Origin of the sequence: Neobacillus drentensis (assembly GCF_021560175.1) — a bacterium.
GTDB lineage: Bacteria > Bacillota > Bacilli > Bacillales > Cytobacillaceae > Neobacillus > Neobacillus drentensis_A.
Map to the genome: position 1 here is coordinate 4,544,012 of NZ_CP091110.1, position 26,324 is coordinate 4,570,335.

Here is a 26,324-nt window from a genome sequence, read left to right on the forward strand (position 1 = left end):
AATCTATGTTTAGATATTGTAAAGTTGAACGAAATAAAAAAAACCACCTGTCTTATCAATGACAGGTGGCTATGAGAATATTAATCTATTGTCCAATTAGTTGCGTAGTTTGAGTAGAATCTGCTGCATTTGGGTCTGCTTGCTGCTCAGACCCTGAAACACCATCTGTTAGTTGACGTGTTTTCTTCAAGTCAAAATAAGCATCCATAACTCGGCGGCCAATTAAGTTATTTATACTTGGACCACTGCTGCCTGCGTAGGCCCAAGGGACAACTACAGCAATAGCTACTTCAGGATTATCCGCAGGTGCATAGCTGACAAGACTTAAATTCCAGACTTCTGTTCCTCGTTTGGTTTTATCTGAACCATCATAAAACGCCTGCGCAGTTCCAGTTTTTCCTGCAGGGTTGTAGGGTGCACTCCTAAAGGTACTAGTGGCTGTCCCATCGCCAACTTGCATAACCATTCGGAAGCCTTCTTGAACCCGTTTGATCCAAGCATCTTTCATATCAATACGATTTAGAACCTTAGGTTCCATTTCTTCAACGATTGGTCCTAATTTATTACTATCCATTACTGGTTCGCGAATTTCTTTGACGATATGAGGCTGGACACGATTACCGCCATTAGCGATCGTCGAAACGTATTGTGCTAACTGCATCGGTGTGTAAGTATCATACTGGCCAATGGCAAAGTCAAGAAGTTTACCCGGGATATTCTCTGTTCCTTGGAAACCGCTCATTTCATTTGGAAGGTCAATTCCGGTTCGTGTTCCAAGTCCAAATTGGCTAAAAGATTGCCGCATCGTATTAAAGGTCTTTGCCGTTTCCATATTAAGCGTACCATGCGGTACATACTTTCCATGTGCCATTGCGATAACGGTTTTCCACATATAGACGTTGGAAGAAACCTGTAAGGCTCTTAGGTCATTAATGGTGCCAAATGTTTTCCATGATTTCTTTATAGGAGTATTTTTAATCACTAACGGTTCATCTAGTTGGTAGGAACCCGGTTTAATCGCACCAGTCTGATAACCAGTTAAAATGGTAGCCCCTTTCACCGCTGACCCCACGTTATAGGAGCTGGTAAAAGTACCACTAGCATAGTCTTTCATAACCGTCTTACCATTACTATCCTTACCAATTAGCTTTCCGGCCATCGACAATATTTCACCTGTATTAGGATTCGTGACAACGACAAAGGCACGATCCATAACACCAGTATTAGGTTTACTTTTAGCAGACCACATTTCTTCTTCAATAATCTTTTCTACCTGCTGTTGAAGCTGCATATCAATCGTTAAGACTAGGTCGTCCCCTCGCTTCCCTTCCGAAACAACGTCAGTCGAAAGGACTTTCCCTGCTTTGTCAGTAACAGTCTTCACTTTTGCCTTCTGGCCATGGAGAACATCTTCATATTTTAATTCTAAATAACTTTTCCCCACGCGGTCATTTCGGCTGTATCCGTGAGCGAGATACTTATCTAATTGCTCTTTCGGGATCCCAGCTTCAGAGGAAGTTACATCCCCTAAAATAGATTTCAAAGTATCACCAAATGCATACTCACGTTTCCAGTCTGTGGTTGTATCGACGCCAGGCAAATTTTCTAGATTCTCACTCACGCTGGCAAACTCTTCAGCTGTTACATCTTTATTTTTAACAATTTGCGGGGTTAATGCATAGCCACTATTGAATTTGCTATAGATGGCAAGTGTTTCAAGTTTTTCACCTTGAATGCTGTTAATTTCCTGATCAGTAACCCGGTCCAGCTGTAATTGGTAAATTTCCTTATCATCTAATTTTTTCTGATTATATAAGGCCCATTCTTTTTTCGTAATTTTTTTCTTCGCTTCCTTTGGATGTTTCATTATCCAAAAATCCTTTTTGTCTCGCACCGGAACTTTGGAGGTGTCCATCGAGATAATTTTTGCTAATTTTGCGGCGGTATCCAGCATTTCCTCTTGTGTCACATTTTGACTTTTTGTATAGGTAATCGCATTTAGCGGACTATTATCTACAATTGTGCTGCCATTACGGTCATACATTTTCCCTCTCGGTACGGGGTTATTCACGGTAATATCTTCCGTTCGTTGGATTTCCCGTTTAAAATCATCACCAAAGACAATTTGCAGTTCTCCAAGACGAAGAATAAGAACGGAGAAAAGGATAAATACAACAAAAAACACCATATTTAAACGAAACGGGACATGTGTTTTTTTCTTTTTCTTTTTAAGATTCAAGATCTATAGACACTTCCTTTACCAAAGCTTACATAACTTTCTTTATTTTAAAGGAAAATGTCCTATTTATCTATGAATAACCCTTACCAATTTTGTTAAAAATCCTGGACCAAATCGTTTCATGGCTACAAAAAAACGATGAGTATTAAAGAGGGCATTGAAAGACCTTCGGTTTATTAAGAATTTTAAAGTAACAACAAAAAAGGTATAATTCTCTTAAATCATGAGAAATTATACCTTTTTTAATTTAGACTAAGTAAAAGAACCCTGTTGATTGGAGCGGAAGGCGGCGAAGACTCCTCGAAAATGCTATCGCATTTCCTTCGTGCGTGGGCATATTCGAGGATGTAAAATCAAAGTCCTGCGGGAGTACGGGACAGGGGAGACCCCGCAGGCGCTTAAGCGCCGAGGAGGCTCCCCGGCACGCCCGCGGAAAGCGAAGCCGGCTGGAGCGGAAATCAACAGCCAAATTACATCCACAATAAGGGGATTTTCCAGTGCTCTCGTATTATACTCACCGTTTTTATGCAGCAGGTATTTGAACTCTTCGCATGAACAAATAAATTAATAAATGACCTGCACCTAAAAAGAATAACAGTATTGGAATACTTTGTTCTTCATTAAACCAAGTAACTGCTGCAAGAAAAGCCAAAATCGAAATAATCCTGCCGAGATTCAGGTATATTTCCCGGACAACAATATATTCTATCCTCATTTCTGCTGCCTTCCATCCTGACCCAATTACATCATATGTAGTTGAACTATAAGGAACAAACAATAGTGGATACGCTATTGCAATCATCCCTCCATATAATAATAATTTCACAAAATTTAAATCCCAAATAATTAGCATAACTGAAGCATAGAGGATAATCCCACCAATTAGAATGGCTTTTTTACGAAATTTTTTCTTTATCAATCGTGACGCAAAATAGTAAGCAACAAAGGATATTCCGGAATTAATCAAACCAAATGTCCCTAAAGACATTTCGCTTCCGGTTGAAATGTAGACAAAAACAGAGATAACAAAAGCAAAGGTCCCCTCTCGTAACCCTTGAACAAAATGAGCATTTGTTACAAAACGCCAATTTTCGTTTTGTTTCCTTTCCTCAATAATCCGTTTAAAGCAATACCGGCCGGAAGCAGGCCTCGGTTTTAGTGAAAAACTCATAAACACTGCCAAACCAAATAATGCTAGTGACAATCCAAAAACAAACGAATATCCGGTAAATTCTTCAAATTTTGTAATGATAATACCGGCTGCAATTGGACCAATCATGCCGCCTGCGGAAGATAATATCCCTAAAAACCCATTAAAAAAATCTCTGGTCTCTGGTTCGGTAATTTCAAAGGTCAACACATTATAAGCTAACCAATAAAAGCCATAACCAATTCCAAGCAGTCCGCCTAGTAAAAGTAAGTAAGTAGAAGCATTTGTGCCGGTAATCAATACAGCAAGATAAAACAATGCTAAAGAAATGACACCAATCCGCAGCACAATCACTCGATCGATTTTTTTCGCCCACCGCCCCGCCAAGATAAACGTTAACGGCTGCAATACGACTATTGAGAGGTTATATAGGGCAATATCGGAATACTGTCCCGTTTGCTTCCAAAGATAAATATTCACAAATGTGTTGGATAAAGCAACACTCAATGAATACAGTCCGCCAATGATCAGCAAAAGTGATAAATCCTTCGTTAATTCTACGTCACCCAAAATCTTAAATTTTTTTGCCATAAAAAAAACTCCCCTTTGTCATAAGGGTAGTCTTTATCAAGGATAAGGTTCTTATACAAATTAAAACACATGAAAAAAAGACAGCTAATGCTGCCTTTTAAACGCTCCATTACTTCGCTGCGCTATAACGCTTAGAAACTTCATCCCAGTTTACAACATTCCAGAACGAAGAAATGTAATCAGGACGTTTGTTTTGATATTTTAGATAGTAAGCATGCTCCCAAACATCAAGGCCAAGAATTGGAGTTTTACCTTCCATTAATGGAGAGTCTTGGTTTGGAGTACTAGAAACTTCTAATTCACCATTGTTTACAGATAACCAAGCCCAGCCAGAGCCGAAGCGTGTAGTTGCTGCTTTTGCAAACTCTTCTTTGAAATTATCGAAGCTGCCAAACTTGCTAGTGATTGCGTCAGCCAATTCACCAGTTGGGGCACCGCCGCCATTTGGAGAAAGGATTTGCCAGAATAAAGAGTGGTTAGCATGACCGCCGCCATTATTGCGCACAGCTGTACGTGCAGATTCTGGAACCGCATCCAAATTAGAAATAACTTCCTCAACTGATTTAGAAAGCAATTCTTCGTTTCCTGCTAATGCATTATTTAGATTTGTCACATAAGTGTTGTGGTGTCTAGTGTGGTGAATATTCATTGTTTCTTTGTCAATATGTGGTTCTAGTGCATCTTCTGCATAAGGTAATTTTGGTAATTCAAATGCCATTATTAATTCCTCCTATGTACGTATTATTTTTTGGGGCTTTAGGTAAGCTTACAACCATTACGATTTATAAGAATATTTCTAAAGCTTTACTTAAAAGATACCAAAGTTGGTTTTTCCTTTCAAATAAAATGCTTATACCCAACATAAATACAATTTCCTTTTATCAAATTTTTATACCAATAAAAAGGGGAAGAATTTAAAGCCTAACTATTATTCGTAAAATTGTCATGATTCATCAAACTAGCATCCTGTCAACGATTTTTATCATACTGCGGAAAAACAATTCCAAATCAGCGTCAATGCCTTATTGACAGGTTGTTATTAAAGGATTTTAATCAATTTGAAGGGGTAAAAAGGAGGGCCAAATATGCAAACTACAAGCATTTCAATATATACTTTACTGGTACAATTTTTCCAAAAAAATGAGCCAGTCCAAAAGGTAAAAGCGGGAACCGTCCTTTTTCACGAAAAAGATCCCGTAGAATATATCTACTTAAATCTAAAAGGAAGTATTGCACTAGGAAGGGTTCATTTACGCGGAAAGGAATTTATTTTAAAAGTCTTGGATGACAAGGAATTAATTGTGGAGTATCAGCTTTTTAAGCCAAATCCCCACTATCAGTTTTACGCCAAGACTCTGTCTGACTGTGAATTACTTGCTATAAAAAAAGAACAATTTGAAGAATTTATAGTAACGGACCCTGAAGCGATGATTGCTTTGGTTGAATGGTTAAGCACTGGTTACTTAAAGTCCCAAATGAAATGTCAGGACTTAATTATGAATGGCAAAAAAGGTGGTTTATTTTCCATCCTGATCCGGTTATCCAAAACTTACGGAGTTAAAACGGAAAACGGTATATTAATTGACTTGCCCTTAACCCATCAGGAACTTGCCAACTTAACCTATGGAACTAGAGAAGTTATCCAACGTGCCTTAAAAGAACTCCGAGAAAAAGACATCATTCTATATGAAAATCAAAAATTCACGATAAAGAACTTAGCTTATCTAAAAACGGAAGTGGATTGCCAAAACTGTCCGTCCGAAATTTGCGGAATTAATTAACAGCTTAAAAGGAAATCAAAGAAGCTGAACACTAAGCCACCTGGTTATCAAGTGGCTTTTTATAGTACAAGGATAAAAAAATAGCCAACCATTATGACTTGAATAATGGTTTTTGTGATTACACTGCTTATAAACCCAATGACCGAACCAAATCCTACTTTCACACTTTCAGTAAATCCTCTTTTGTTCACTATTAACTCCGCTGCTATCGCCCCAATAAACGGACCAATTAAAATTCCGAAAATTGGAATAACAAACGGGCCTGCTAAAATTCCTATCGTACTTCCCCAAACCCCGGCCTTGGAGCCGCCATATTTTTTGATTCCAATGAGGTTTGCTACATAATCAGCTGCAAACAATAATACGACAAATAAACCTTGGATAAGCCAAAATAACCAACTAAAAGCCCCAAATGAAAAGAACACACCGTACAGTATAAATCCAGCCAGCAGAAATAACACACTCGGAATAATCGGGTATACCAGGCCAACAAACGCAACAATAAAAAGAATACTTATGATACTCCAATAAACAATTTCCATCCGTCCCATCCTTCTTTTTTCTTATCTATTTTACGGTTTACCCTCAAAATGGTTTCATTAACCTCTACATTCTTGTATATCTCAATGACTCAGGCTACAATAGGATGTGTGTCTTGTTATCATGTTTCATTAAAAGGTGGTTATTATGAATATCTTCAAACAATTTTATAAAAGTATTTATTCCCCAAGGGATATTGCCCTATTTCGTTTTCAAGGGATTGGCAAAACGATTCTATATGTATTTTTCTTAACCTTCATCTCCATCCTGCCATCTATTATTTATTTTAGTACGGCGCTCATAGAGGGAATTGACGCTGCAAAAACAATTATAAAAGACGAAGCTCCTTCTTTCTCCATTAAAAATGGACAGCTGACAGCCAAAACAGAAGTGCCGGTTACAATCGATAAAGACAACTTTACCATTATTATTGATCCTACTGGTGCAATATCTGGAGATGACGTAGCAGAGGAAGGAAATGCATTCGCATTATTGAAGGATGGATTTGCATTGTCCTCCGGCGGCAACGTTGAGACCTATCCATATTCGATGATGAATGATATACATATTACCAATAGCGACCTGCTAAATTTTGTTGATACGATCGGCGGAATGAAAGGGATTATTATTCCTGTTGTATCACTGTTCATTTATATTTTCTCAAGCGCAGCCAGTTTTATTGAAATATCTGTTTTAGCGTTTATCGGGCTTGCTTTAAAAGGAAATCGTAAGCTTAATTACCGGCAATTATGGAGAATGGCAGCTTATAGTGAAACTTTGCCAACCTTATTCTTCACCATCATGACCGCTATTCAAACTATAGTTCCGAACAGTTTCTTAATTAATTGGTTTGTAGTCATCATTGTGTTATTCCTGGCTATTAAGGAAGTTCCAAAACCTAAAAATGCAAACTAAACGTCCTTAAACGGACGTTTTTTTGGTCTAATTTAATGTGGACAAGCATACGAATGTACAAACATTCTTTCTGGAGGCTTGTCCCATGAAAAAATTATTCGGCATTCTACTAGCTTTCTTAGTCCTATACGTTATTTATTACGATCTAACAGTCGGCACTCTTCCAACCTCCACCCCTAAACCTGTAGACGCAAAAGTCGAGCAAAGCATCCCATCTAAAACAGATTTACCTTCTTTTGATGCAAAAGTAAAACCAGGTGATACAGTGATTTCCATTGTTGAGCATAGAATCAATAAATCACTTCCTGTTCCCATCCCTGACTTAATCGAGGACTTTCAAACATTAAATGGGGGTAAGTCCCCGGAAAAAATTCAAATTGGCTCTACATATCATTTTCCTGATTACTCAAAATAAAGAGGATATATCGTAAATCTTGTCAAAAATAGCACATGGCTGATACAATAAGATGAACCTCCAAGCAGGACTATAGATTCTTCTGTTTGAGAGAACATTCGAGTGTACTGACCGTTATGACGGCAATAGATCGAATTTATTGAGATTCGAATCCATATTTGAAGGAGAGCGAATTACACGTGAGTGAAATCATACATCGCACCAAAACCCGGCCCATTAAAGTAGGAAATTTAACAATTGGCGGGAGCAATGAAATCATTATTCAAAGTATGACTACAACGAAAACGCACGATGTGGAGGCGACCGTTGCAGAGATTAAACGCTTGGAAGAAGCAGGCTGTCAAATAGTCCGGGTTGCATGTCCAGATGAACGGGCGGCAAATGCCATTCCTGAAATCAAGAAAAGAATTAATATCCCTCTAGTAGTCGACATTCATTTTGATTATAAATTAGCACTTAAGGCCATTGAAGGCGGTGCTGATAAAATTCGAATTAACCCAGGGAATATCGGTAAACGTGAAAAGGTCGAAGCAGTTGTAAAAGCAGCGAAAGAACGTGGAATCCCGATTCGAATTGGAGTAAATGCTGGATCTCTAGAAAAGAAAATTCTTGAAAAGTATGGATATCCAACAGCTGATGGTATGGTAGAGAGTGCACTTCACCATATTAAAATTCTCGAAGATTTAGATTTCCATGATATTATTGTCTCGATGAAGGCATCTGATGTTAACTTAGCTATCGAAGCTTATGAAAAAGCCGCACGTGCTTTCGATTATCCATTACACTTAGGTATTACTGAATCTGGGACACTTTTTTCCGGTACTGTTAAAAGTGCAGCGGGATTAGGTGCGATTATCAGTAAAGGGATAGGAAATACATTAAGGATTTCTTTAAGCGCCGACCCTGTGGAAGAAGTGAAAGTTGCCCGCGAGCTTTTAAAAGTATTTGGGCTTTCTTCTAATGCAGCAACATTAATTTCATGCCCAACCTGCGGAAGAATTGAAATTGACCTAATCAGTATCGCAAATGAAGTTGAAGAATATATTTCCACCATAAAAGCTCCGATTAAAGTATCAGTATTAGGCTGTGCTGTAAATGGTCCGGGCGAAGCACGTGAAGCGGATATCGGCATTGCCGGTGCCCGTGGTGAGGGATTATTGTTTAGGAAAGGCGAAATTGTCCGCAAAGTTCCAGAAGCACAAATGGTTGAGGAACTTAAGAAGGAAATTGATCAAGTCGCTGAAGAATATTTCCGCAAAAAGGCAGAAGAAGAAAAGTTGTTAAATAGAAACTAAACGCGAAGAAACCCGGTATGACTACCGGGTTTCTTTTTTTGTCCGTTTGTCTAGCTCCTATGCAGCATTACTGTTAAAAGAACGGAAGAATAAAGATACCGACAACAATTGATATGGCTCCAATACCAATTGCCCACGCACCAAGACCTTGGGCACCTCTACTCCTCGCTACAAACCCTAACACAATACCTGCAGCACCAAATAGTATAGGCATTACAAACAGTGATAAAATCGATAACGCTAAGGCAAGGGTACCAATCCCTGTTCCAGCGGCAGCTCCAGCTTTCTGCTGCTGCTGCGTATTGTTTTGATTTTTCCGCAGTGCAACAGGAACAGGTGCAGCAATTTCAGCTGCCGATTCTTCTCGGTATTGAGAAGATCTGATCGGAACAGAAGCACCAATCTCAGGTGTATTCTCTGACTTCTTCAAGGAATAAGAAGTGTTAATTGGTGCCGCTACTTCTGAAGCGGTTTCTTCCCTATATGAGGAAGGAGAATTGGGAATATCTTCTCCAATTATTGGTCCTCGAAGAGCTTCTTGCACTTTCGTGTCTCGTTCATCTGCCATCCTAATCCCTCTCTTTCAGTTATAGGAGCATTTATTAGTGTGGACCACCTGACGGTTTTTAGTATGTCAATGTTTGTCTTAAATAGGGATTTATTTGAAATTGCGGTAATGTAACTTTTTAAATTAATCCTTTATTGTTGGCCTGTCTTTGGTAAAATAAAAGGAGAACTTATGACTAACGAGGGTGAAGAATATAATGAAACGATTTGGTATAGATATAGATGGCACCGTAACCTCTCCCACCTCCCTGATTCCTTTTATAAATAAGGCCTTTAACTTAAACATTTTATATGAGGATGTAAATAAGTATGAATTGACCCCGTTTGTTAATGTACCTGAACAGGAATTCGCAAAGTGGTTTACCGAAAATGAACCGATTATTTACGAAGGCTCACCGCCTGCACCTGGTTCCATTGATGTACTAACGAGATGGAAACATAAACATGAATTATTTTTTATTAGTGCACGAGGACCTCATTTGCTCGATGTAACGGAGGAATGGTTTTTCAAGCATGGGCTTACGTTTCACCATATTGAGTTGATTGGTTCACACGATAAAGTGGAAACTGCCAAGAGGCATAATATTGATCTGTTTTTTGAAGATAAACATGATAATGCGGTAATGATTCATGAGGAGTGCCATATTCCGGTTATTCTCTTCGATACTCCCTATAATCAGGATCCACTGCCAGAAGGGGTTATCCGTGTTAAGAATTGGCGTGAGGCCTATCATTGGGTAGAAACCTGGCTAAAGAATCAGGAACCAGTACGTAAAAAACAGCTTGTGTAACCCACAAGCTGTTTTTTTAACAGCAACAATCCGGACAGCGTCCATATATTTCAAATTTATGCCCAGATATATCATATCCCTTAAGATTTTCACTTAATCCCTCCATGGGACAGGTATCGATTTCTTTGGTTTTTCCACAATCTAAACAGATAAAATGATGATGATGATGGTTTCTGGAACAAGTAAACCGGAAATGTTTTTCCCCGGATAACTCTGTCATTTCTAAGATCCCCATATCGACAAATAGAGACAGGTTACGGTAAATGGTATCAAAGCTTAAACCTGGATAATCTTCTTTTAATAAATCGAGGACATCTTTAGCCGTTAAATATTTATCGTTATCTGCAAATAATTGCAGCATATCTTCTCTTTTTCCTGTTTGTTTAAATCCATTTTCCTTTAGGTGCTGTATGGCCTCATTTACATTCACTTAGCTCCTCCTCCTAATCGATTGGTCATTTTTTTATAAAAGATTGCCATTATTAAGATGAGAACCGCGAGCATAACAATCGTACCCCCGGGTGCAAGATCCAGGTAATAGGCCGTAAAAAGTCCACCTAAGACAGAGAGTTCACCGAAGAGAACCGATAAAAAGATCGTTTGTTTGAACCCCTTGACGATGCGAATACTTGCCGCAACTGGAAGTGTCATTAAAGAGGAAACCAATAAGATTCCTACAATTCTCATCGAAGCAGCAATCACAAGTGCTACCATGACAATAAAGATGAAATGAATACTTTTCGCAGGTATTCCTGAGGCTTTGGCATGTTCCTCATCAAAAGAAAGTAAAAATAGCTCTTTATACAATAAAATAATTACGACTGTGACTAGTATACTTATAATCAATATAACCCATAAATCGGTCCGGCTGACAGCAGAGACACTGCCAAATAAATAACTATACAAATCGGTATTAAATCCATTGGCAAGCGAAATAAAAATGACTCCAAGCCCAATTCCGCCTGACATAATAATTGGAATCGCCAGCTCTTGGTATTGCTTGTAAACGCCTCTTAGCTTTTCAATAAACAATGAGCCGCCTACAGAAAAAACCATTCCCATATAAAGCGGGTTCAAACCCGCAAGCATTGTAAATTTATTTTCAATAAGCAAGCTTGCGGCAATGCCTGCCAAGGTAACATGACTTAAGGCATCAGCAATTAACGATAACCTTCTGACGACGATAAACACTCCTAGCAAAGGGGCTAGGATTCCAATCAAAATCCCTGTTAAAAACGCATTTTGTAAAAATTCATAATGAAAAATACCTTCGATCAATTTCTAACGCCTCCATGTTCATGGTTATGGGCTAATACGTGTACATCATGACCATAAACCTTAGACAATCCATTCCTGCTAACTTGTTCAAATTCTTCTGTATTACCGTGAAAATGCAAATGTTTATTTAAACAAGCAACATGCGTAACCTTATCGGAAATGGTGCCTATATCATGGGTAACCAATAAAAGTGTAATCCCCCTGCTCGTATTTAAGTCGCCTAGCATCTCATAGAACGAATGAACATTTTCCGCATCCACGCCAACGGTGGGCTCATCCAAAATCAAAAGCTTCGGTTCACTTACCAGTGCACGGGCAATAAATACCCTTTGCTGCTGACCTCCGGACAGTTCTCCAACATTTCGATGGCTAAACGCCTTCATCCCCACTGCGTCTAGTGCCTCCATTACCCGCTGCCTATGTTCCTTTTTAAAAAAGGTAAATAACCCTAACTTTTTGGTTAATCCACTTGAAACCACTTCAAAAACAGTAGCTGGAAATCCAGTATTAAAGGAATTGGCCTTTTGCGACACATAACCGATTTTTTGCCAGTCTTTAAATTTACTTATTTCCTGACCAAATAAAAAGATGTCCCCTCTTTGCAGCTTTAATAACCCTAATATTAATTTTAACAAAGTAGATTTACCTGAGCCGTTTGGGCCGACAATCGCCAAAAAGGATCCGTCTGGGACAGTAATCGTAATATCTTCAAGAACACTTTCTTTTTCATAACGGTAAAAAAGATCTTTTATTTCAATATTAGCTTGCATGGTCCACACTCTCACTTTTAATTATCAGAATGATTCCGATTTAACTTCAAGTAGTATACAATAGGACTTCCCAATTGTAAAGGCAAAGAAACTTGGTCAATCCCCACTATAATCCATTGTCACACTCTATCCCCATCTTCATACATTAGCATGGAGGAGTGATGAGGGTGAAAATATTTGAAAGCATCATTAATCATAAAATTAACACAATTACCGCAGAAGAGCTTAAAAAGTATGCAAATCAGTTTAATATTACGATCAGTAACCAACAGGCAAACAAGATCTCCGAATACTTAAGAGGCAAAAACATTAATATTTTTGATACAACACAACGGGCCCAATTGGTAAAGCAAATAGCAAAAGCAGCTGGCCCCGAAACCGCACGGGAAGTTAATAAGCTATTAGTTGAATTTACGAAAAAATAAAAGCTGTGCCGAAGCACAGCTTTTTCCTTATCCTTGCATTATTTCATCTAATAAGTTTTCATTAAACTCTTGCTCCCTGAACATGTTAATTTCAAACTTATAAGGCGGTTTTTTATTATTTTTATCTTCGCCAACAAAAGGAGTCTCCAAAATCTTTGGGACTTCTGTTAATTGAGGATGATGAACGACATAATTTAGGGCTTTAAATCCAATATGACCAAATCCGATATTCTCATGGCGGTCTTTTCTCATCCCCACTGTGTTCTTACTATCATTGATATGAAGGACTTTTAGTTTGTCTAAACCGATAATTTTATCAAATTCATTTAGAACACCGTCAAAGTCGTCAACAATGTTATAGCCGGCATCATGTGTATGACAAGTATCAAAGCAAACTGACAACCTGTCGTTAAAATTGACACCGTCCATAATCATCGCTAGTTCCTCAAAAGATTTTCCGCATTCAGAACCTTTTCCTGCCATCGTTTCGAGCGCAATTTGAAGCTGTTCCTTACCTGTTAAGACTTCATTCAAACCTTCGATGATTTTTTTTATGCCAAGTTCCGTTCCCGCCCCGACATGGGCACCCGGATGAAGAACAATTTGTTGCGCCCCAAGTGCCTCTGTACGTTCAATTTCACTGCGGAGGAATCTTACCCCTAATTCAAACGTATCCGGATTGGTCGTATTTCCAATGTTTATGATATAGGGAGCATGCACGATCATTTCTGTGATCCCGTTCATCTCCATATGTCTTCTTCCTGCTTCAATGTTCAGATCTTCAATTTTCTTTCTTCGGGTATTTTGCGGTGCACCCGTATAAATCATAAAAGTATTAGCACCATAGGATACTGCTTCCGCACTGGCAGCAAGCAGCATATCTTTGCCGCTCATAGATACATGTGAGCCAATTTTCAACATCCCATTCTCTCCCTTTAGATGATTATTTCTTTCTCTTCTCTATCTTCCGCTGCCGTTTTTTTATTTTATCCATTTCCCACTGCATTTTCTTTTTATAGCCTGGTTTTACTTTTTGTGGTTTTTTGACAATTGATTTCGCCGTTCGATCAGCCTCATCTTCTTTTCGTACACGGGTTTTCCGTCTATTTCTATCGTCGATCTCTTCAAGTCCTTCATTTTTAAAATCAACATGTTTAAATTGAATGCCCATTTTTTCCAACCGGTTTAAAGCGTCCTCATCGGAGCTTTCATAAATCGTAAGGGCAATTCCAGAATTACCTGCGCGTGCTGTTCTTCCCACCCGATGAATATAAAAATCTAAATCAGTTGGAAGTTCATAATTAATGACATGGCTGACCCCTTCAATATCAATCCCTCTAGAAGCAAGATCGGTCGCAACAATATACTGATACTCCAAGTCCTGTATTTGTTTCATCATTTTTTTTCGTTCACGAGGGTTTAAATCCCCATGAACTCGTCCTACTTTTAAGCCTTTATCATTTAAGAAATAAGCAACCTCTTCCGCCATCTTCTTCGTATTGGTAAAAACAATCGCTAGATATGGATTGTAGGCAAGCAGTGCATCATGGACAAGCTGCTTTTTATTGCGATGCCTTGATGGTAACAGATAATGCACTAAGTTCTCAGCTGCTTTTCTTTTTGCATCAATCTGAATGGTTTTAGGATTTTCCATATATTTCTTTAAAAATGGTTTTAATTTTTCAGGAATCGTAGCTGAAAAGACCAACATTTGCAATTTCTCTGGCATTTTGGCAGCAACATGATCGACATCTTCAATGAATCCCATATCAAGCATCATGTCAGCTTCATCAACTACAAGGATTTTGGCTGTATGGATAAATAATGCCTGTTCCACCATAAGATCTTTAATTCTGCCCGGGGTGCCAACCACGATTTGCGGTTGAACTTTTAATTTTTCAATTGTCCTTAGCTTATCGGTTCCCCCGATATAGCATCTAGTCATAATTTGCTGATCAGGACTGCAATGTTCAGTAACTTTCAAAATCTGGTGGTAAATTTGTGAAGCTAATTCTCTTGTTGGTGCGGTAATGACTGCTTGAACCTCTTGACGGTTTGGATCTATTCCCTGCAGAATCGGCAAAGCATAAGCAAATGTCTTGCCTGTCCCGGTTTGGGATTGACCAATCGCACTTTCTCCTTTTAACACTAATGGAATCATCCGATCCTGGATTTCTGTAGGCTCAAAAAAACCGAATTGGTTCAATGCTTCTATAATAAAAGGCTGAAACTTAAAACGCTCAAATTGATTTGCTTTCATAAAATTGCTCCTTATTCTTTTTAATCTTTTTATGGAGTAGTGTTTCCTCAAGTTTAACTTCCTTATCTATGTCCATCATGTTATTATAGTAAAATTTCTCCTAAATAACCAGTTAACTTATTTTTTTATTCACAGCTTTTACTAATTAGCCAATTTTTAAAACGAAATTATGTTATTTCCTTGTGTGTAAACCTAAACCAAATTAGGATTTATGCATATTTTAAAGTATGAAGTCATGGTAGAAAGGAGGTTTTGGAATGCAGCCAAGACCAAGAATGCCCTTTAACGGTGGAATGGGGCAGCAAATGTTCGGCGGTGGTCCCATGATGGGGTCAGGGGGCACACCTTCATTCGGTAGAAATCCGATGATGAGGCCTCAAACAGGACCTTTCGGCGGAGGAAACTCAATGATGGGAGCGAGAATGGGGGCCGGATCCGGTCAGATGGGAAGAGCCGGAGGCGGTATGCTCTCGAAACTACTCGGAAGAGGTGCACAAGCAGGTACTCCAAACGGACTTATGGGAATGGGAAGAGCCGCAGGAAGTGGCGGCGGCGGCGGCTTACTTCAATCCTTAAGCAATCCTGGGGGATTAACAGGAATTTTAAATAATACCCAGCAAGTGTTAAAAACAGCACAAACAATTGGACCAATGATCCAACAATATGGCCCTATGGTTAAGAATATACCTGCTATGTGGAAGCTATATCGGGGCATTAAAAATGCTACAAAGGACAGTGAGTCATCTACCAAGAAATCAAAAGCAGAATCAGTCACGGAGGAATCCTCTAGCAGTGAAAGTTCGGAACCCGGACATTCTAAACAGTCGGCAAATCAAAAAGGAAGCCAAAAGTCACGCTCTCATCAGTACCAAAAGGGAAGTTCAATCCCGAAAATGTATATTTAAAACTTTCGAATGCTGAAAACCAGCATTCTTTTTTTTAAAATCCTACAGGAAAAATGTATCTTTGTATTCTATCTATTAGTTTTATATAATAAATACATAGACTTACAGAAAAGCCTATTGATCCAGGGAAAAGAACGGATTGCTGATCTAATAAAAAGCAAAGTTCATGTAGGAGGACTTTTAAATATGCAAATCATTAAAATATCACCACGCGGTTACTGTTACGGTGTCGTCGATGCCATGGTTATTGCAAGAAATGCTGCTTTAGACAAATCATTGCCACGTCCCATCTACATTTTAGGGATGATTGTTCATAACAAACATGTTACAGATGCGTTTGCAGAAGAGGGCATTATCACTCTTGATGGTAACAATCGCATGGATATTCTTAATAAAGTTGAATCGGGTACTGTTATTTTCACCGCTCACGGCATCTCTCCGGAAGTACGTGAGCTTGCAAAGAAGAAAGGACTAGTAGCAATTGATGCAACCTGTCCTGATGTAACTAGAACACATGATTTGATAGAGGAAAAAACCAAACAAGGATTTCAAGTTATTTATATAGGTAAAAAGGGACACCCGGAGCCTGAAGGTGCGGTTGGTGTTGCACCGGATATGGTTCATTTAGTGGAAACTCCTAATGATGTTGAGGCATTAACCATTCAAAGTGAACACCTAATTGTTACGAACCAAACTACCATGAGTCAGTGGGATGTTGCCGATACTATGAAGAAAGTAAAAGAAAAATATCCGCATGTCGAGGTCTATAATGAAATCTGCCATGCAACGCAAATCCGCCAAGAAGCCGTTGCCGACCAAGCAACACAAGCAGATGTAACAATTGTTGTCGGCGATCCAAAAAGTAATAACTCGAATCGTCTTGCACAAGTTTCGGAGGAAATTGCTGGAACAAGAGCATATCGCATTGCCGATATAACGGAATTAGAAATTGATTGGTTAAAAGATGCCAAGACTGTTGCCGTAACATCGGGTGCTTCTACACCGACCCCTATTACAAAAGAGGTAATCACCTTTCTTGAGCAATTTGATCCAACTAATGAAGCGACTTGGGAGCGCCGTAAACAAGTTCAATTGAACAAAATATTACCTAAAGTTAAAAGTGCTGACAAAGCATAAGAAAAAACTCTAAGCACTTGTCGACTGTAACTATTTTCAAAGAAAAAGAACCGCGTCCTATAAAGACCGGTTCTTTTCTATGTAGTTTATACAAACTGAAAGGGATCTGTATTTTGTTCAGATGGGAAAATGTCAACATGGTAGCCAGACTCTTGGCACATCTTCTGGAGTACATTTGTCAGCCCTTTTTTCATTACCTTTTCCACATTATGTCCTGGGTCAATGATATTTAGGCCCTGCATCATCGCATCATGGGCCGTATGGTAATAGATATCCCCTGTAACATATACATCTGCCCCTTTAAATTTCGCACTCATAAAATATTTATTACCATCGCCGCCTAATACCGCAACCTTTTTAATCTTAGAGGTTAAATCACCGACAACCCGGACAGTGGAGACGTTTAATGCTGTCTTTACCTTTTCAGCAAATTCAGCTAATGTCATCTCTTTCACTTTTCCGATTCTGCCGAGGCCGAGTGTCTCCCCTTTATTCTCAACCGGATACACATCATAGGCAACCTCTTCATATGGATGTGCTTTAATCATCGCAGTGATCGTTTTCTTTAGAAGTGATTCAGGCAGAATGGTTTCTATTCTTACTTCCTCCACTTTCTCTAAATGCCCTGGCTTGCCCACATACGGATCGGTATGTTCACCAGGTAGAAATCTCCCTATACCATTTGCCGAAAAAGAACAATGACTGTAGTTTCCAATATGACCAGCCCCTGTATGACCTAACACTTGTCTGATTTCATCAGCATGACTAGATGGGACAAAGACAACTAATTTTTTAAGCTTTGTATCATAAGTAGGGACCAGAACCTCCGCCTCTTCAAGCTCCAAAGCTTCTGCCAATAAATCATTGACCCCGCCTTTGGCTACATCCAAATTTGTATGGGCTGCATAAACAGCTATATCATGTTTTAGTAACTTTTCAAACATCTTCCCCTGTGTGGTATCAGTTAACAGGTTTTTAAGCGGCCGATAGATGATCGGGTGATGAGCAATAATGAGCTGCACATCTTTTTCAATTGCCTCATCAATTACATGATCGAGAACATCAAGAGCAATCATTACCCTCTCAACTCTTTTATTTAACCGTCCAATTTGTAAACCTATTTTATCCCCCTCCATTGCCAACCCCTTTGGTGAAAATTGCTCAAAAAGCTGGATGATTTCATGACCGTTCGGATTCTTCATTATCTAGGACCTCCTCAACAAGTTTTATCTTTTCAATGACCTCATTCTTTTTTTCGATCGTTTCGGCCGTTTCCGAAGCCCCTTTCATTGCTTCAACAATACGCTGCCAATTTTTCAACTCTGAATGCCACTTCTTTTTAAAGATTTCATTCTTTTCCTTTAACAGGAATGGACCGAGCAAAAACTCACTTTCTCTCTTTTCCTGATATGGTTTAACCGGATCACCTTGTTCGGCAATTAATATTTCGTAAATTTTCCCATCTTCCTCGAGAATTTCTTCCGCAAGTAACTCCCAGTTATTTTCAAACAACCACGTTCGAATGGAGATTGCACTAATATTTGGCTGCAGTACAAGACGCTTAACTGAACCTAACTTGTCTTTCCCACTTTCCAAGATACTTGAGATTAAGGCACCCCCCATTCCGGCAATGGTAATACAATCGACCTCACCAGACTGAATAACCTCAAGTCCATCACCCATGCGGACAGTAATTTTGTCAGCGAGCCCTTCAGTTAGTACATTTTTCTCGGCTGATTGAAATGGTCCTTTGGCCACTTCACCTGCTATGGCATATGAAATTTTTAAATTCTTAGCTAGATAACATGGCAGATAGGCATGATCTGAGCCAATATCCGCCAACCGTGCTCCTTCTGGTACATATTTTGCCACTGTTGTTAAACGAACTGATAATTTATCTGTATTCAAGATTCCACCACTTTTATAATAATGTATTTTATTAAGTATATAAAAAAGTCCTTTACAGATGCAAAGGACTTCTTTTGCTATTTAATTTTTGAAACCCATTCTGCCATTGCTTCAGCTTGTTCTTGAGGAACAAGACCTGCTGGCATGTTGCCTTTACCTTTTGTAATGATGTGCACAATCTCTGCTTTAGAATACTTGCTGCCGACACCTTTTAATGTTGGCCCTACTACCCCTTGATACTGATCCCCATGACAGCCAATACAGGTTTGCTTATAAATGTCTTCTGGCTTTGTTGCTGCAACCTCTGTAGTCTCGCTGCCGCTTCCTTTTCCATTCTCTTTGGCGACTTCTTTCATGTCTCCCAGGCCTTTGAAGGAAAGAATAAACACTAATACGATCCCAAAAACCATGACAAGAATGTAAGGAATAACCGGATTCCGTTTCATGATCTTACCTCCCTTATGTACGAACGCATCTTAAAAATAAATAGTCTACAAACAACTACTATTTTACTTGAAAAATAACAGAAGGAAAAGCCCTAAACTTATTTTATCACTATAATCTTTTTAATATAGAAAAAAGAGACTGAAGAATTTGACCAATTATCTCTACAGTCTCTCCATTTAGCCCTTCATTTATTAGCAGCCGATGAGGCGGGATATGACCATTCTTTGTACTTCGGAGGTGCCTTCCCCAATCTCAAGGAGCTTTGCGTCGCGCATCATTCTTTCTACCTGGTACTCCTTCATATAACCGTAACCACCATGGATTTGCACGGCCTGGTCTGTCACTTCCATACACATTTCGGATGCATATAACTTACACATGGCTGCTTCCTTGGAAAACAGCCTGCCTTGGTCTTTTAACCAGGCAGCTTTATAGACCATATTTCGTGCTAATTCAATTTTCATGGCCATATCGGCTAGTTTAAATTGGATAGCCTGAAAGGAAGAAATGGATTTACCAAATTGTTTTCTCTCCTTTGCATAGGCTAACGCCTTCTCATAAGCGCCTTGAGCAATCCCTACAGCCATTGCCCCAATTCCAATACGTCCACCATCTAATGTGATTAAAAACTGTCTAAAGCCCTCTCCACGCTTCCCAAGTAGATTATCAACTGATACCTTTACATTTTCTAATACTAGTTCCGTTGTATTGGAGGCGTTCAAACCCATCTTTTCATAATTATCCATGATGGTAAACCCCTCAGCGTTTGTAGGAACGATAATAGCACTAATCTCCTTTTGTCCATTCTTCTCCCCAGTTACAGCGGTTAAAGCTAAATGGTGCGCATAACTGGCATTGGTAATAAAGCACTTATTTCCATTTATAATAAATTCACCATTTTCTTCTTTGGCCGATGTCCTTGTTCCCCCCGCGTCTGAGCCGGCATTAGGTTCTGTTAGACCAAATGCGCCCAATGATTCTCCCTTACAAATTGGAATTAAATAGTTACGTTTTTGCTCCTCCGTTCCAAACAAATGAATTGGTGCACCGCCTAAAGATATATGTGCAGAGTATGTGATCCCAGTCGAGCCGCATCCCCTGCTTAACTCTTCGACCACTATGGCAAAACTGATTGTATCTGCTCCTCCGCCGCCGTATTTTTCAGGAAAAGGAAGCCCCATCATCCCCAAACTACTTAGCTTTTTAAATATCTCTACTGGAAACTGCTTTGTTCGATCACGCTCTAAGGCCCCTGGTGCCACTTCTTCATCTACAAATTGTTTGATCATATGTTTAATCATTTGTTGTTCAGATGTTAAGTCAAAATTCATTTTCATCCCTCCAAAACAACATTGTATACGCTTTCTTTTTTATTATATAAGGAATCACGATTAATTCATAACATTTAAAATTTTAAAATATATTATATTATTGAAATATATAAATGGGATTTTTCAAATTGGGGGATGGAATGAATAGGATTACCGCTAAGCTTGCTGTTGCTTAAGATGATGTAGTAGCCATTTTTCCTTTTGTAAGAAAGTAAAGAAATATAAAAAACGCAACAGATGTTGAAAAGCCTATTTGCAAAATGAGAGACAATTCAGTAAAATAACAATACAGAAAGTGCTTACATTCATTAAAAGATTTGTGTTTGGAACAAAAAAATAGTCTACCTCTGATTAAGAAGTAAACTATAATTGGCAACACATTCAGTTATTCTAAGAAGTCTTTTAAACGTTTACTGCGGCTTGGATGACGTAACTTTCGCAGTGCTTTTGCTTCAATTTGACGAATACGTTCACGAGTGACACCGAATACCTTTCCAACTTCTTCAAGTGTACGGGTCCGGCCATCGTCCAATCCAAAACGCAATCTGAGGACATTTTCTTCTCGGTCAGTTAACGTATCGAGAACATCTTCTAATTGCTCTTTTAATAATTCATAGGCAGCATGCTCTGAAGGGGACGTTGCGTCCTGGTCTTCAATAAAATCACCTAAGTGTGAATCATCTTCTTCACCAATTGGAGTTTCGAGTGAGACTGGTTCTTGTGCTATTTTAAGGATTTCTCGCACCTTATCAGGGGTTAAATCCATATCTTCACCGATTTCTTCCGGTGTTGGTTCACGCCCAAGATCTTGAAGAAGCTGACGCTGAACGCGAATTAGCTTATTAATGGTTTCAACCATATGAACGGGAATCCGTATCGTTCTTGCTTGGTCAGCAATTGCACGGGTGATCGCTTGACGAATCCACCAAGTAGCATACGTACTGAATTTAAAGCCTTTTCGATAATCAAATTTTTCAACAGCTTTAATGAGGCCCATATTCCCTTCTTGAATTAAGTCAAGAAATAACATACCCCGGCCAACATAACGCTTTGCAATACTTACAACAAGCCGTAAATTTGCCTCAGCAAGACGACGTTTAGCTTCTTCGTCTCCTTCTTCAATCCGATTAGCAAGTTTAATTTCCTCTTCCCCAGAAAGTAAGTCAACACGGCCAATCTCTTTCAGATACATGCGGACTGGGTCATTAATCTTAACTCCTGGAGGTACACTTAAATCATTTAAATCGAATTCTTCATCATCTTCTTTTGCCAATTTTTTAACGTCTGGATCTTCTCCATCACTTTCGCCTACTAATTCAATTCCTTGCTCAGTTAAGGACTCATAAAATTCATCCATATGTTCGGAATCTACCTCAAAGTTAGCCATTTTCTCAGCAATATCATCATAGGCAAGGACACCGATTTTTTTACCCAGTTCAGTTAACTGGTCTTTTACTTGTTCAAGGGTTAATTCATTTTCAACCTCTTTTGAACGGGCTGATTTTTCAGCAGCCATATGTCCCCCTCCTTCCAAAAATCAAAACAATAAATTAGAATTTATAACAATTTACGCAAGTGATTCATTTCAGTAGCAATCGCTGCGGCCTTACTAAAGTTCTTTTCACGTTCAGCTTCTTTTAGTTCCACTTCTTTTTCTTTTATCTTTAACAACTTTTGATAATTCAACACCTGTTTGATATAATCAGTTAATTCCTGATTTGTCAGTTCATCATTTATAGCCATCATTTCAATGTCTGCAACTATTCTTCTAAGATTATCATCTTGAATATAGGTTAAAAATGCGCTGGTGTCAGGTTCTGCATGGTCCTCAAAAAATCCTAACAGATAGGTTATTATTGCCTGATGTTCATCCATATTAAACGTTTGTCCTGCAAGTAATTCCTGAACCTTATATGCCACATCTCGATCTTTAAGCATATGGGCAATTAACCGTCTCTCGGCTGTAAGATATGCCGGTTTAAGTCCTTCTGCCGGTTTAATAACTACCAAAGGCTTATGAGCTGGTTCTTTCGACCCGCTTGATTTTCTCTTTTCAGCAAAATATATTTGCTGCTGTTGCTGCTTTAATGCCTCGAGCGACAGGGAAAATTCAGCTGCCAGCTGTCTTAAGTAATGATCCCTTTCAACAGCCTTATCGAGTTTGCTGATCTCTTTGATTATTTGTTCGATGTAAGCGAACTGATCTCCTTCAAGCTGAAGATTTTTTCCGCGGCGAAAGTAAAGAAATTTAAAGGCCATCCAGGTTAAACTTGCGCCAATTACTTCATTACGGAACTTATCTGTACCATTCTTTTGAATATATTCATCAGGATCCAGACCATCTGCCATCATCGCGACCTTTAGTTGAAAGCCAGCTTCTTGAAGGTGATTCCCCGCCCGATATGCAGCCTCGATACCGGCCTTATCAGAATCATAGCAAATCGTTATTGTTTGAACATTTTGTCTTAACAGAGTGATATGCTCCTCTGTTAATGCTGTACCCATTGTGGCAATCCCATTTTCTACACCAGCCCGGTCGGCTGCAATGACATCGGCAAATCCCTCAAATAAAACAGCATATTGCAATTTTTTTATACTTGGTTTTGCCAAGTGATAATTATATAAAATTTTACTTTTATTAAAGATTGCTGTTTCGGGACTATTTAAATATTTTGGCTCATCAGCCCCAAGTGATCTCCCAGAAAAAGCAATCGTATTACCATGACGGTCAAATATAGGAAACATAATTCGATCCCTGAAACGATCGAAGTACGTTCCATCCCGCTCTCGTTTAATAATTAAACCGGCTTTTTCCATCCATTCAGGTGAAAAATCCCTTTTAGTCAGGAATTTATACACGAAGTCCCATGAATTTAATGAATACCCGATTTGAAACTTATCAATCGATTCCTGGGTAAAACCTCTGTTTAGTAAATACTCAAGTGCGTGTTGACCCTCTTTTGTATTTACCAAAAGATGGTGGTAAAATTTTCTTAAAAGCTCATGGGCATCAATCATTGCTTGAAGCTCTTTAGAAAGTTTTTTTCCGCCCAATGTTTGCGGCAAGTTTATACCTAATTCTATATTTACCTTAGCCGCTAGTTTAATGGCTGTCTCTTGGAATGATATTCCTTCAAGTTCCATTAAAAAAGAAAATACATTTCCTCCCGCCCCACAACCAAAACAATGAAAAATTTGTTTGTCAGGTGATACTGAAAATGATGGGGTGCTCTCTCCATGGAATGGACATAATCCGAAGTAATTTCGCCCCTGTTTTTTCAGTTGAACATAATCGCTTATTACCTCGACAATATCAACAGCCTGACGAATTTGGTCAATCTTTTCTTCGGCAATAAGGTCTGCCATGAAAACAACTCCATTTGTACTACAGGTATTCGGCAGGCAATAGTTAAATTCCTGCAAATTTCGACATTTTTTTTGTTAACTCCATCACAAATTTTGCTCGATCCTCAGATTAATAGGTCTTGGTCCTTTCGGTATTCTCCTCTTTGACAACAATATCTCCTTTAGTGGGATTGTTTACCAGATATAGGTCTGTTCTTCCTTACCTGAGTCAATGTGTATTTCCAGATTGCACATTATGTAATGTTTTTTCTTTCACAAGATGATCACAGGTAGCAGCAAAACAAAACGTCAACGGAAAATATGGCTGTGATTTTCGACAATTTCCTCTTTAACCGGGCAAAACTCTGCATCGACAAAATAGCCTATTTGCCTTTTCCATAAGTATAAATTCTACATCACTCCGCATATTCCTTCTTAAAGAAACAACTTTTATAAAAAGGATTTATGTCGAATTTTTTTAGGGGGGCTGCCTTGACATCTAACAATAAATAGTTTATTCGTTCCAATGCAACTCTAAACCTAAAAAGATATATTTTTATCACAATTTTTTATTATAGTATATTCGTTATCATTTTACCATAACTTTTTTTCATTTTTTTTGTTTAAAAAACACATAATCAATTGATTATGTGTTAGAATCTGCCCTTTTGAATATAATTTAAGATAACATTTGCTGTTTCTTCAACTGCTTTATTGGTCACATCAATCACTGGACACTTAATTTTCTTGACTATCTCTTCAAAGAAGGTTAATTCCTCTTTAATTCGTTCAATATTTGCATAACTTGCTTGATCGTTTAATCCCAAAGAAAGCAACCGTTCCCTTCGGATATTATTTAACTTTTCCGGACTTATTTTCAAACCAAAGCACTTTTCGATCGGAACCTTATATAGTTCTTCAGGAGGATCTACTTCCGGGACTAGCGGCACATTGGCCACCTTTAACCGTTTATGTGCCAAATACTGTGATAATGGTGTTTTAGAGGTTCTAGATACTCCAATTAAAACGATATCTGCCTTTAAAAGCCCTCTTGGGTCTCGTCCATCATCATATTTTACGGCAAATTCAATCGCTTCTACCTTTTTAAAGTAATCCTCATCAAGTTTCCTTACCAAACCTGGTTCACAAAGGGGTGTTTTCCCGCTGAAAATTTCAATTTGATCAATGATCGGCCCTATTAAATCTACTGCTTGTATACCGTCCTGATCGGCCCTCTCCTTCAAATATGTACGCATATCAGGTTTAACCAGGGTATAAGCAATCATCCCCTTATCATGGGAAACCAATGATAAAACTTCTTCGATATGTTCTTTGTCCTCCACATAAGGAAATCTCTTTAATGTCATACCTGACCCATTGAACTGGCTAATCGCTGCTTTCGTCACTAATTCAGCTGTCTCCCCAACTGAATCAGAGACCACATAAATGATTGGCGTACTCATTCTCCCCCATCAGCTCCATTTCCTATTTATCTTTCTTCATCACCTATCGCCAAAAAGGCTTTGGTAATGTTTGTTTTTGTGACTCTGCCAATAACCTCATAGCCTTGTTCTGATTTTTTAACGACAGGTAAGGCATCGATTTGTTTTTCAATTAATTTCTTAGCCACATCAATTAATAAATCTTCACGTTCGCATGTGGTTATGTTGGGCATCCTAGTCATAATGATATTGACAGGGATACTGGTAAGCTCTTGCTTGCCAATACTGGCCCTCAATAAGTCTTTCCTTGATAATACTCCGACTAGATTAGATAATTGATCGACTACAAATAATGTGCCCACATCTTCAAGGAACATTGTACAGATCGCATCATAAACTGAAACACTTTCACTTACTACTACTGGGATTGATTGATAATCCGATACATAAATTTTCTGCAGGTTCTCAGTCAATAACTGAGCTCCCGACTTTCCTGTATAAAAATAGCCAACCCTCGGCCTTGCATCTAAAAACCCGGCCATTGTTAGGATTGCCAAGTCTGGCCGTAATGTAGCACGGGTTAAACTCAATTGGTCCGCAATTTGTTCACCTGTAATTGGGCCATTCTCTTTAACGATTTGTAAAATATGCTCCTGGCGTTTAGTCAGTTCGATTGTCCTCACCACCTAAAAAAATACAATACGATTTGCCATAATTGATTAAGAAATATTATATACTACTTAGCGGCTATTTTAAATCATAATGGTTATAGATAAAAGGTGCGGATATCCG

26 protein-coding genes are annotated in these 26,324 nt (G+C 38.7%); 8 read left to right on the forward strand and 18 right to left on the reverse strand.

Annotated elements, in window-relative coordinates; all coding sequences use genetic code 11:
* Positions 1-85: 85 nt before the first annotated feature.
* From L1999_RS21640 to L1999_RS21650, 3 genes are all read right to left on the reverse strand, one after another.
* Positions 86-2,188, reverse strand: a complete 2,103-nt coding sequence (locus L1999_RS21640; protein WP_235744426.1) for a peptidoglycan D,D-transpeptidase FtsI family protein — start codon at positions 2,186-2,188, stop codon at positions 86-88.
* 574 nt (positions 2,189-2,762) lie between these two features.
* Positions 2,763-3,980, reverse strand: a complete 1,218-nt coding sequence (locus tag L1999_RS21645; RefSeq protein ID WP_235740452.1) for an MFS transporter — start codon at positions 3,978-3,980, stop codon at positions 2,763-2,765.
* A gap of 109 nt (positions 3,981-4,089) precedes the next feature.
* Complete coding sequence (locus L1999_RS21650; protein ID WP_235740453.1) at positions 4,090-4,698, reverse strand: superoxide dismutase; 609 nt, start codon at positions 4,696-4,698, stop codon at positions 4,090-4,092.
* 367 nt (positions 4,699-5,065) lie between these two features.
* Here L1999_RS21650 and L1999_RS21655 point away from each other — a divergent pair, with 367 nt between their 5' ends.
* Positions 5,066-5,761: a Crp/Fnr family transcriptional regulator gene (locus L1999_RS21655; protein ID WP_235740454.1), complete on the forward strand. Its 696-nt coding sequence runs from the start codon at positions 5,066-5,068 to the stop codon at positions 5,759-5,761.
* 59 nt (positions 5,762-5,820) lie between these two features.
* On the opposite strand, the gene L1999_RS21660 is transcribed toward L1999_RS21655, so the two are convergent.
* Positions 5,821-6,303 carry a DUF456 domain-containing protein gene (locus tag L1999_RS21660; RefSeq protein WP_235740455.1) on the reverse strand — a complete coding sequence of 161 codons (483 nt, stop codon included), beginning with the start codon at positions 6,301-6,303 and terminating at the stop codon, positions 5,821-5,823.
* A 145-nt stretch (positions 6,304-6,448) separates the two neighbouring features.
* Here L1999_RS21660 and L1999_RS21665 point away from each other — a divergent pair, with 145 nt between their 5' ends.
* The 3 genes from L1999_RS21665 to ispG all read left to right on the forward strand — a co-directional run bounded on the left by L1999_RS21665 (position 6,449) and on the right by ispG (position 8,926).
* Positions 6,449-7,216 (forward strand): DUF1189 domain-containing protein, encoded by a 768-nt coding sequence (locus L1999_RS21665; RefSeq protein ID WP_235740456.1) that lies wholly within the window; start codon positions 6,449-6,451, stop codon positions 7,214-7,216.
* An 85-nt stretch (positions 7,217-7,301) separates the two neighbouring features.
* Positions 7,302-7,631 (forward strand): hypothetical protein, encoded by a 330-nt coding sequence (locus L1999_RS21670; RefSeq protein WP_235740457.1) that lies wholly within the window; start codon positions 7,302-7,304, stop codon positions 7,629-7,631.
* A gap of 179 nt (positions 7,632-7,810) precedes the next feature.
* Positions 7,811-8,926 carry a flavodoxin-dependent (E)-4-hydroxy-3-methylbut-2-enyl-diphosphate synthase gene (gene ispG / locus L1999_RS21675; protein WP_275677193.1) on the forward strand — a complete coding sequence of 372 codons (1,116 nt, stop codon included), beginning with the start codon at positions 7,811-7,813 and terminating at the stop codon, positions 8,924-8,926.
* Positions 8,927-8,999: 73 nt separating this feature from the next.
* Here the strand turns inward: ispG and L1999_RS21680 are convergent, their stop codons facing one another.
* Positions 9,000-9,356, reverse strand: coding sequence for a DUF4190 domain-containing protein (locus L1999_RS21680; protein ID WP_374104058.1), 357 nt, complete (start codon positions 9,354-9,356; stop codon positions 9,000-9,002).
* A 331-nt stretch (positions 9,357-9,687) separates the two neighbouring features.
* Between L1999_RS21680 and L1999_RS21685 the strand changes: the two genes are divergently transcribed.
* A complete protein-coding gene (locus L1999_RS21685; protein ID WP_235744428.1) occupies positions 9,688-10,284 on the forward strand; it encodes a 5' nucleotidase, NT5C type in 597 nt (198 codons plus the stop codon).
* Between the two features lie 16 nt (positions 10,285-10,300).
* Here L1999_RS21685 and L1999_RS21690 read toward each other — a convergent pair whose 3' ends face one another.
* The 3 genes from L1999_RS21690 to L1999_RS21700 are packed head-to-tail and all read right to left on the reverse strand — an operon-like array spanning position 10,301 to position 12,332.
* Entirely contained in the window at positions 10,301-10,714 is a 414-nt protein-coding gene (locus L1999_RS21690) for a zinc uptake transcriptional repressor Zur (RefSeq protein WP_215043654.1), read from the reverse strand.
* The gene (locus tag L1999_RS21695) at positions 10,711-11,562 is read right to left on the reverse strand and encodes a metal ABC transporter permease (RefSeq protein WP_235740459.1); all 852 of its coding nucleotides are present in this window, start codon (positions 11,560-11,562) and stop codon (positions 10,711-10,713) included. The genes L1999_RS21690 and L1999_RS21695 overlap by 4 nt, the downstream gene beginning before the upstream one ends.
* Positions 11,559-12,332 (reverse strand): metal ABC transporter ATP-binding protein, encoded by a 774-nt coding sequence (locus tag L1999_RS21700; RefSeq protein WP_235740460.1) that lies wholly within the window; start codon positions 12,330-12,332, stop codon positions 11,559-11,561. Before L1999_RS21700 ends, L1999_RS21695 begins: the two co-directional genes overlap by 4 nt.
* 167 nt (positions 12,333-12,499) lie before the next feature.
* Here L1999_RS21700 and L1999_RS21705 point away from each other — a divergent pair, with 167 nt between their 5' ends.
* Positions 12,500-12,757, forward strand: a complete 258-nt coding sequence (locus tag L1999_RS21705) for a DUF2624 domain-containing protein (RefSeq protein ID WP_235744429.1) — start codon at positions 12,500-12,502, stop codon at positions 12,755-12,757.
* Between the two features lie 27 nt (positions 12,758-12,784).
* On the opposite strand, the gene L1999_RS21710 is transcribed toward L1999_RS21705, so the two are convergent.
* Both L1999_RS21710 and L1999_RS21715 read right to left on the reverse strand, forming a co-directional pair.
* Positions 12,785-13,678, reverse strand: coding sequence for a deoxyribonuclease IV (locus tag L1999_RS21710; RefSeq protein WP_235740461.1), 894 nt, complete (start codon positions 13,676-13,678; stop codon positions 12,785-12,787).
* A gap of 22 nt (positions 13,679-13,700) precedes the next feature.
* The gene (locus L1999_RS21715; RefSeq protein WP_235740462.1) at positions 13,701-15,017 is read right to left on the reverse strand and encodes a DEAD/DEAH box helicase; all 1,317 of its coding nucleotides are present in this window, start codon (positions 15,015-15,017) and stop codon (positions 13,701-13,703) included.
* A 257-nt stretch (positions 15,018-15,274) separates the two neighbouring features.
* Between L1999_RS21715 and L1999_RS21720 the strand changes: the two genes are divergently transcribed.
* Together L1999_RS21720 and L1999_RS21725 are read left to right on the forward strand one after the other, a co-directional pair.
* Positions 15,275-15,922, forward strand: a complete 648-nt coding sequence (locus tag L1999_RS21720; protein ID WP_235740463.1) for a YqfQ family protein — start codon at positions 15,275-15,277, stop codon at positions 15,920-15,922.
* 186 nt (positions 15,923-16,108) lie between these two features.
* Positions 16,109-17,059, forward strand: a complete 951-nt coding sequence (locus L1999_RS21725) for a 4-hydroxy-3-methylbut-2-enyl diphosphate reductase (protein WP_235740464.1) — start codon at positions 16,109-16,111, stop codon at positions 17,057-17,059.
* Positions 17,060-17,145: 86 nt separating this feature from the next.
* On the opposite strand, the gene L1999_RS21730 is transcribed toward L1999_RS21725, so the two are convergent.
* From L1999_RS21730 to L1999_RS21765, 8 genes are all read right to left on the reverse strand, one after another.
* Positions 17,146-18,261 carry a Nif3-like dinuclear metal center hexameric protein gene (locus L1999_RS21730; RefSeq protein WP_235740465.1) on the reverse strand — a complete coding sequence of 372 codons (1,116 nt, stop codon included), beginning with the start codon at positions 18,259-18,261 and terminating at the stop codon, positions 17,146-17,148.
* On the reverse strand, positions 18,239-18,967 hold the full coding sequence (locus L1999_RS21735; protein ID WP_235740466.1) for a tRNA (adenine(22)-N(1))-methyltransferase: 729 nt from the start codon (positions 18,965-18,967) through the stop codon (positions 18,239-18,241). Before L1999_RS21735 ends, L1999_RS21730 begins: the two co-directional genes overlap by 23 nt.
* A gap of 77 nt (positions 18,968-19,044) precedes the next feature.
* Positions 19,045-19,413, reverse strand: coding sequence for a cytochrome c550 (gene cccA, locus L1999_RS21740; protein WP_235740467.1), 369 nt, complete (start codon positions 19,411-19,413; stop codon positions 19,045-19,047).
* A 192-nt stretch (positions 19,414-19,605) separates the two neighbouring features.
* On the reverse strand, positions 19,606-20,745 hold the full coding sequence (locus tag L1999_RS21745; RefSeq protein ID WP_235740468.1) for an acyl-CoA dehydrogenase family protein: 1,140 nt from the start codon (positions 20,743-20,745) through the stop codon (positions 19,606-19,608).
* Between the two features lie 385 nt (positions 20,746-21,130).
* Entirely contained in the window at positions 21,131-22,261 is a 1,131-nt protein-coding gene (rpoD, locus tag L1999_RS21750; protein WP_235740469.1) for an RNA polymerase sigma factor RpoD, read from the reverse strand.
* 41 nt (positions 22,262-22,302) lie between these two features.
* The gene (gene dnaG / locus L1999_RS21755; protein ID WP_235740470.1) at positions 22,303-24,111 is read right to left on the reverse strand and encodes a DNA primase; all 1,809 of its coding nucleotides are present in this window, start codon (positions 24,109-24,111) and stop codon (positions 22,303-22,305) included.
* 632 nt (positions 24,112-24,743) lie between these two features.
* Positions 24,744-25,553 carry a pyruvate, water dikinase regulatory protein gene (locus L1999_RS21760; protein ID WP_235740471.1) on the reverse strand — a complete coding sequence of 270 codons (810 nt, stop codon included), beginning with the start codon at positions 25,551-25,553 and terminating at the stop codon, positions 24,744-24,746.
* Positions 25,554-25,579: 26 nt separating this feature from the next.
* Positions 25,580-26,218: a transcriptional regulator CcpN gene (locus tag L1999_RS21765; protein ID WP_275677195.1), complete on the reverse strand. Its 639-nt coding sequence runs from the start codon at positions 26,216-26,218 to the stop codon at positions 25,580-25,582.
* Positions 26,219-26,324: the final 106 nt, after the last annotated feature.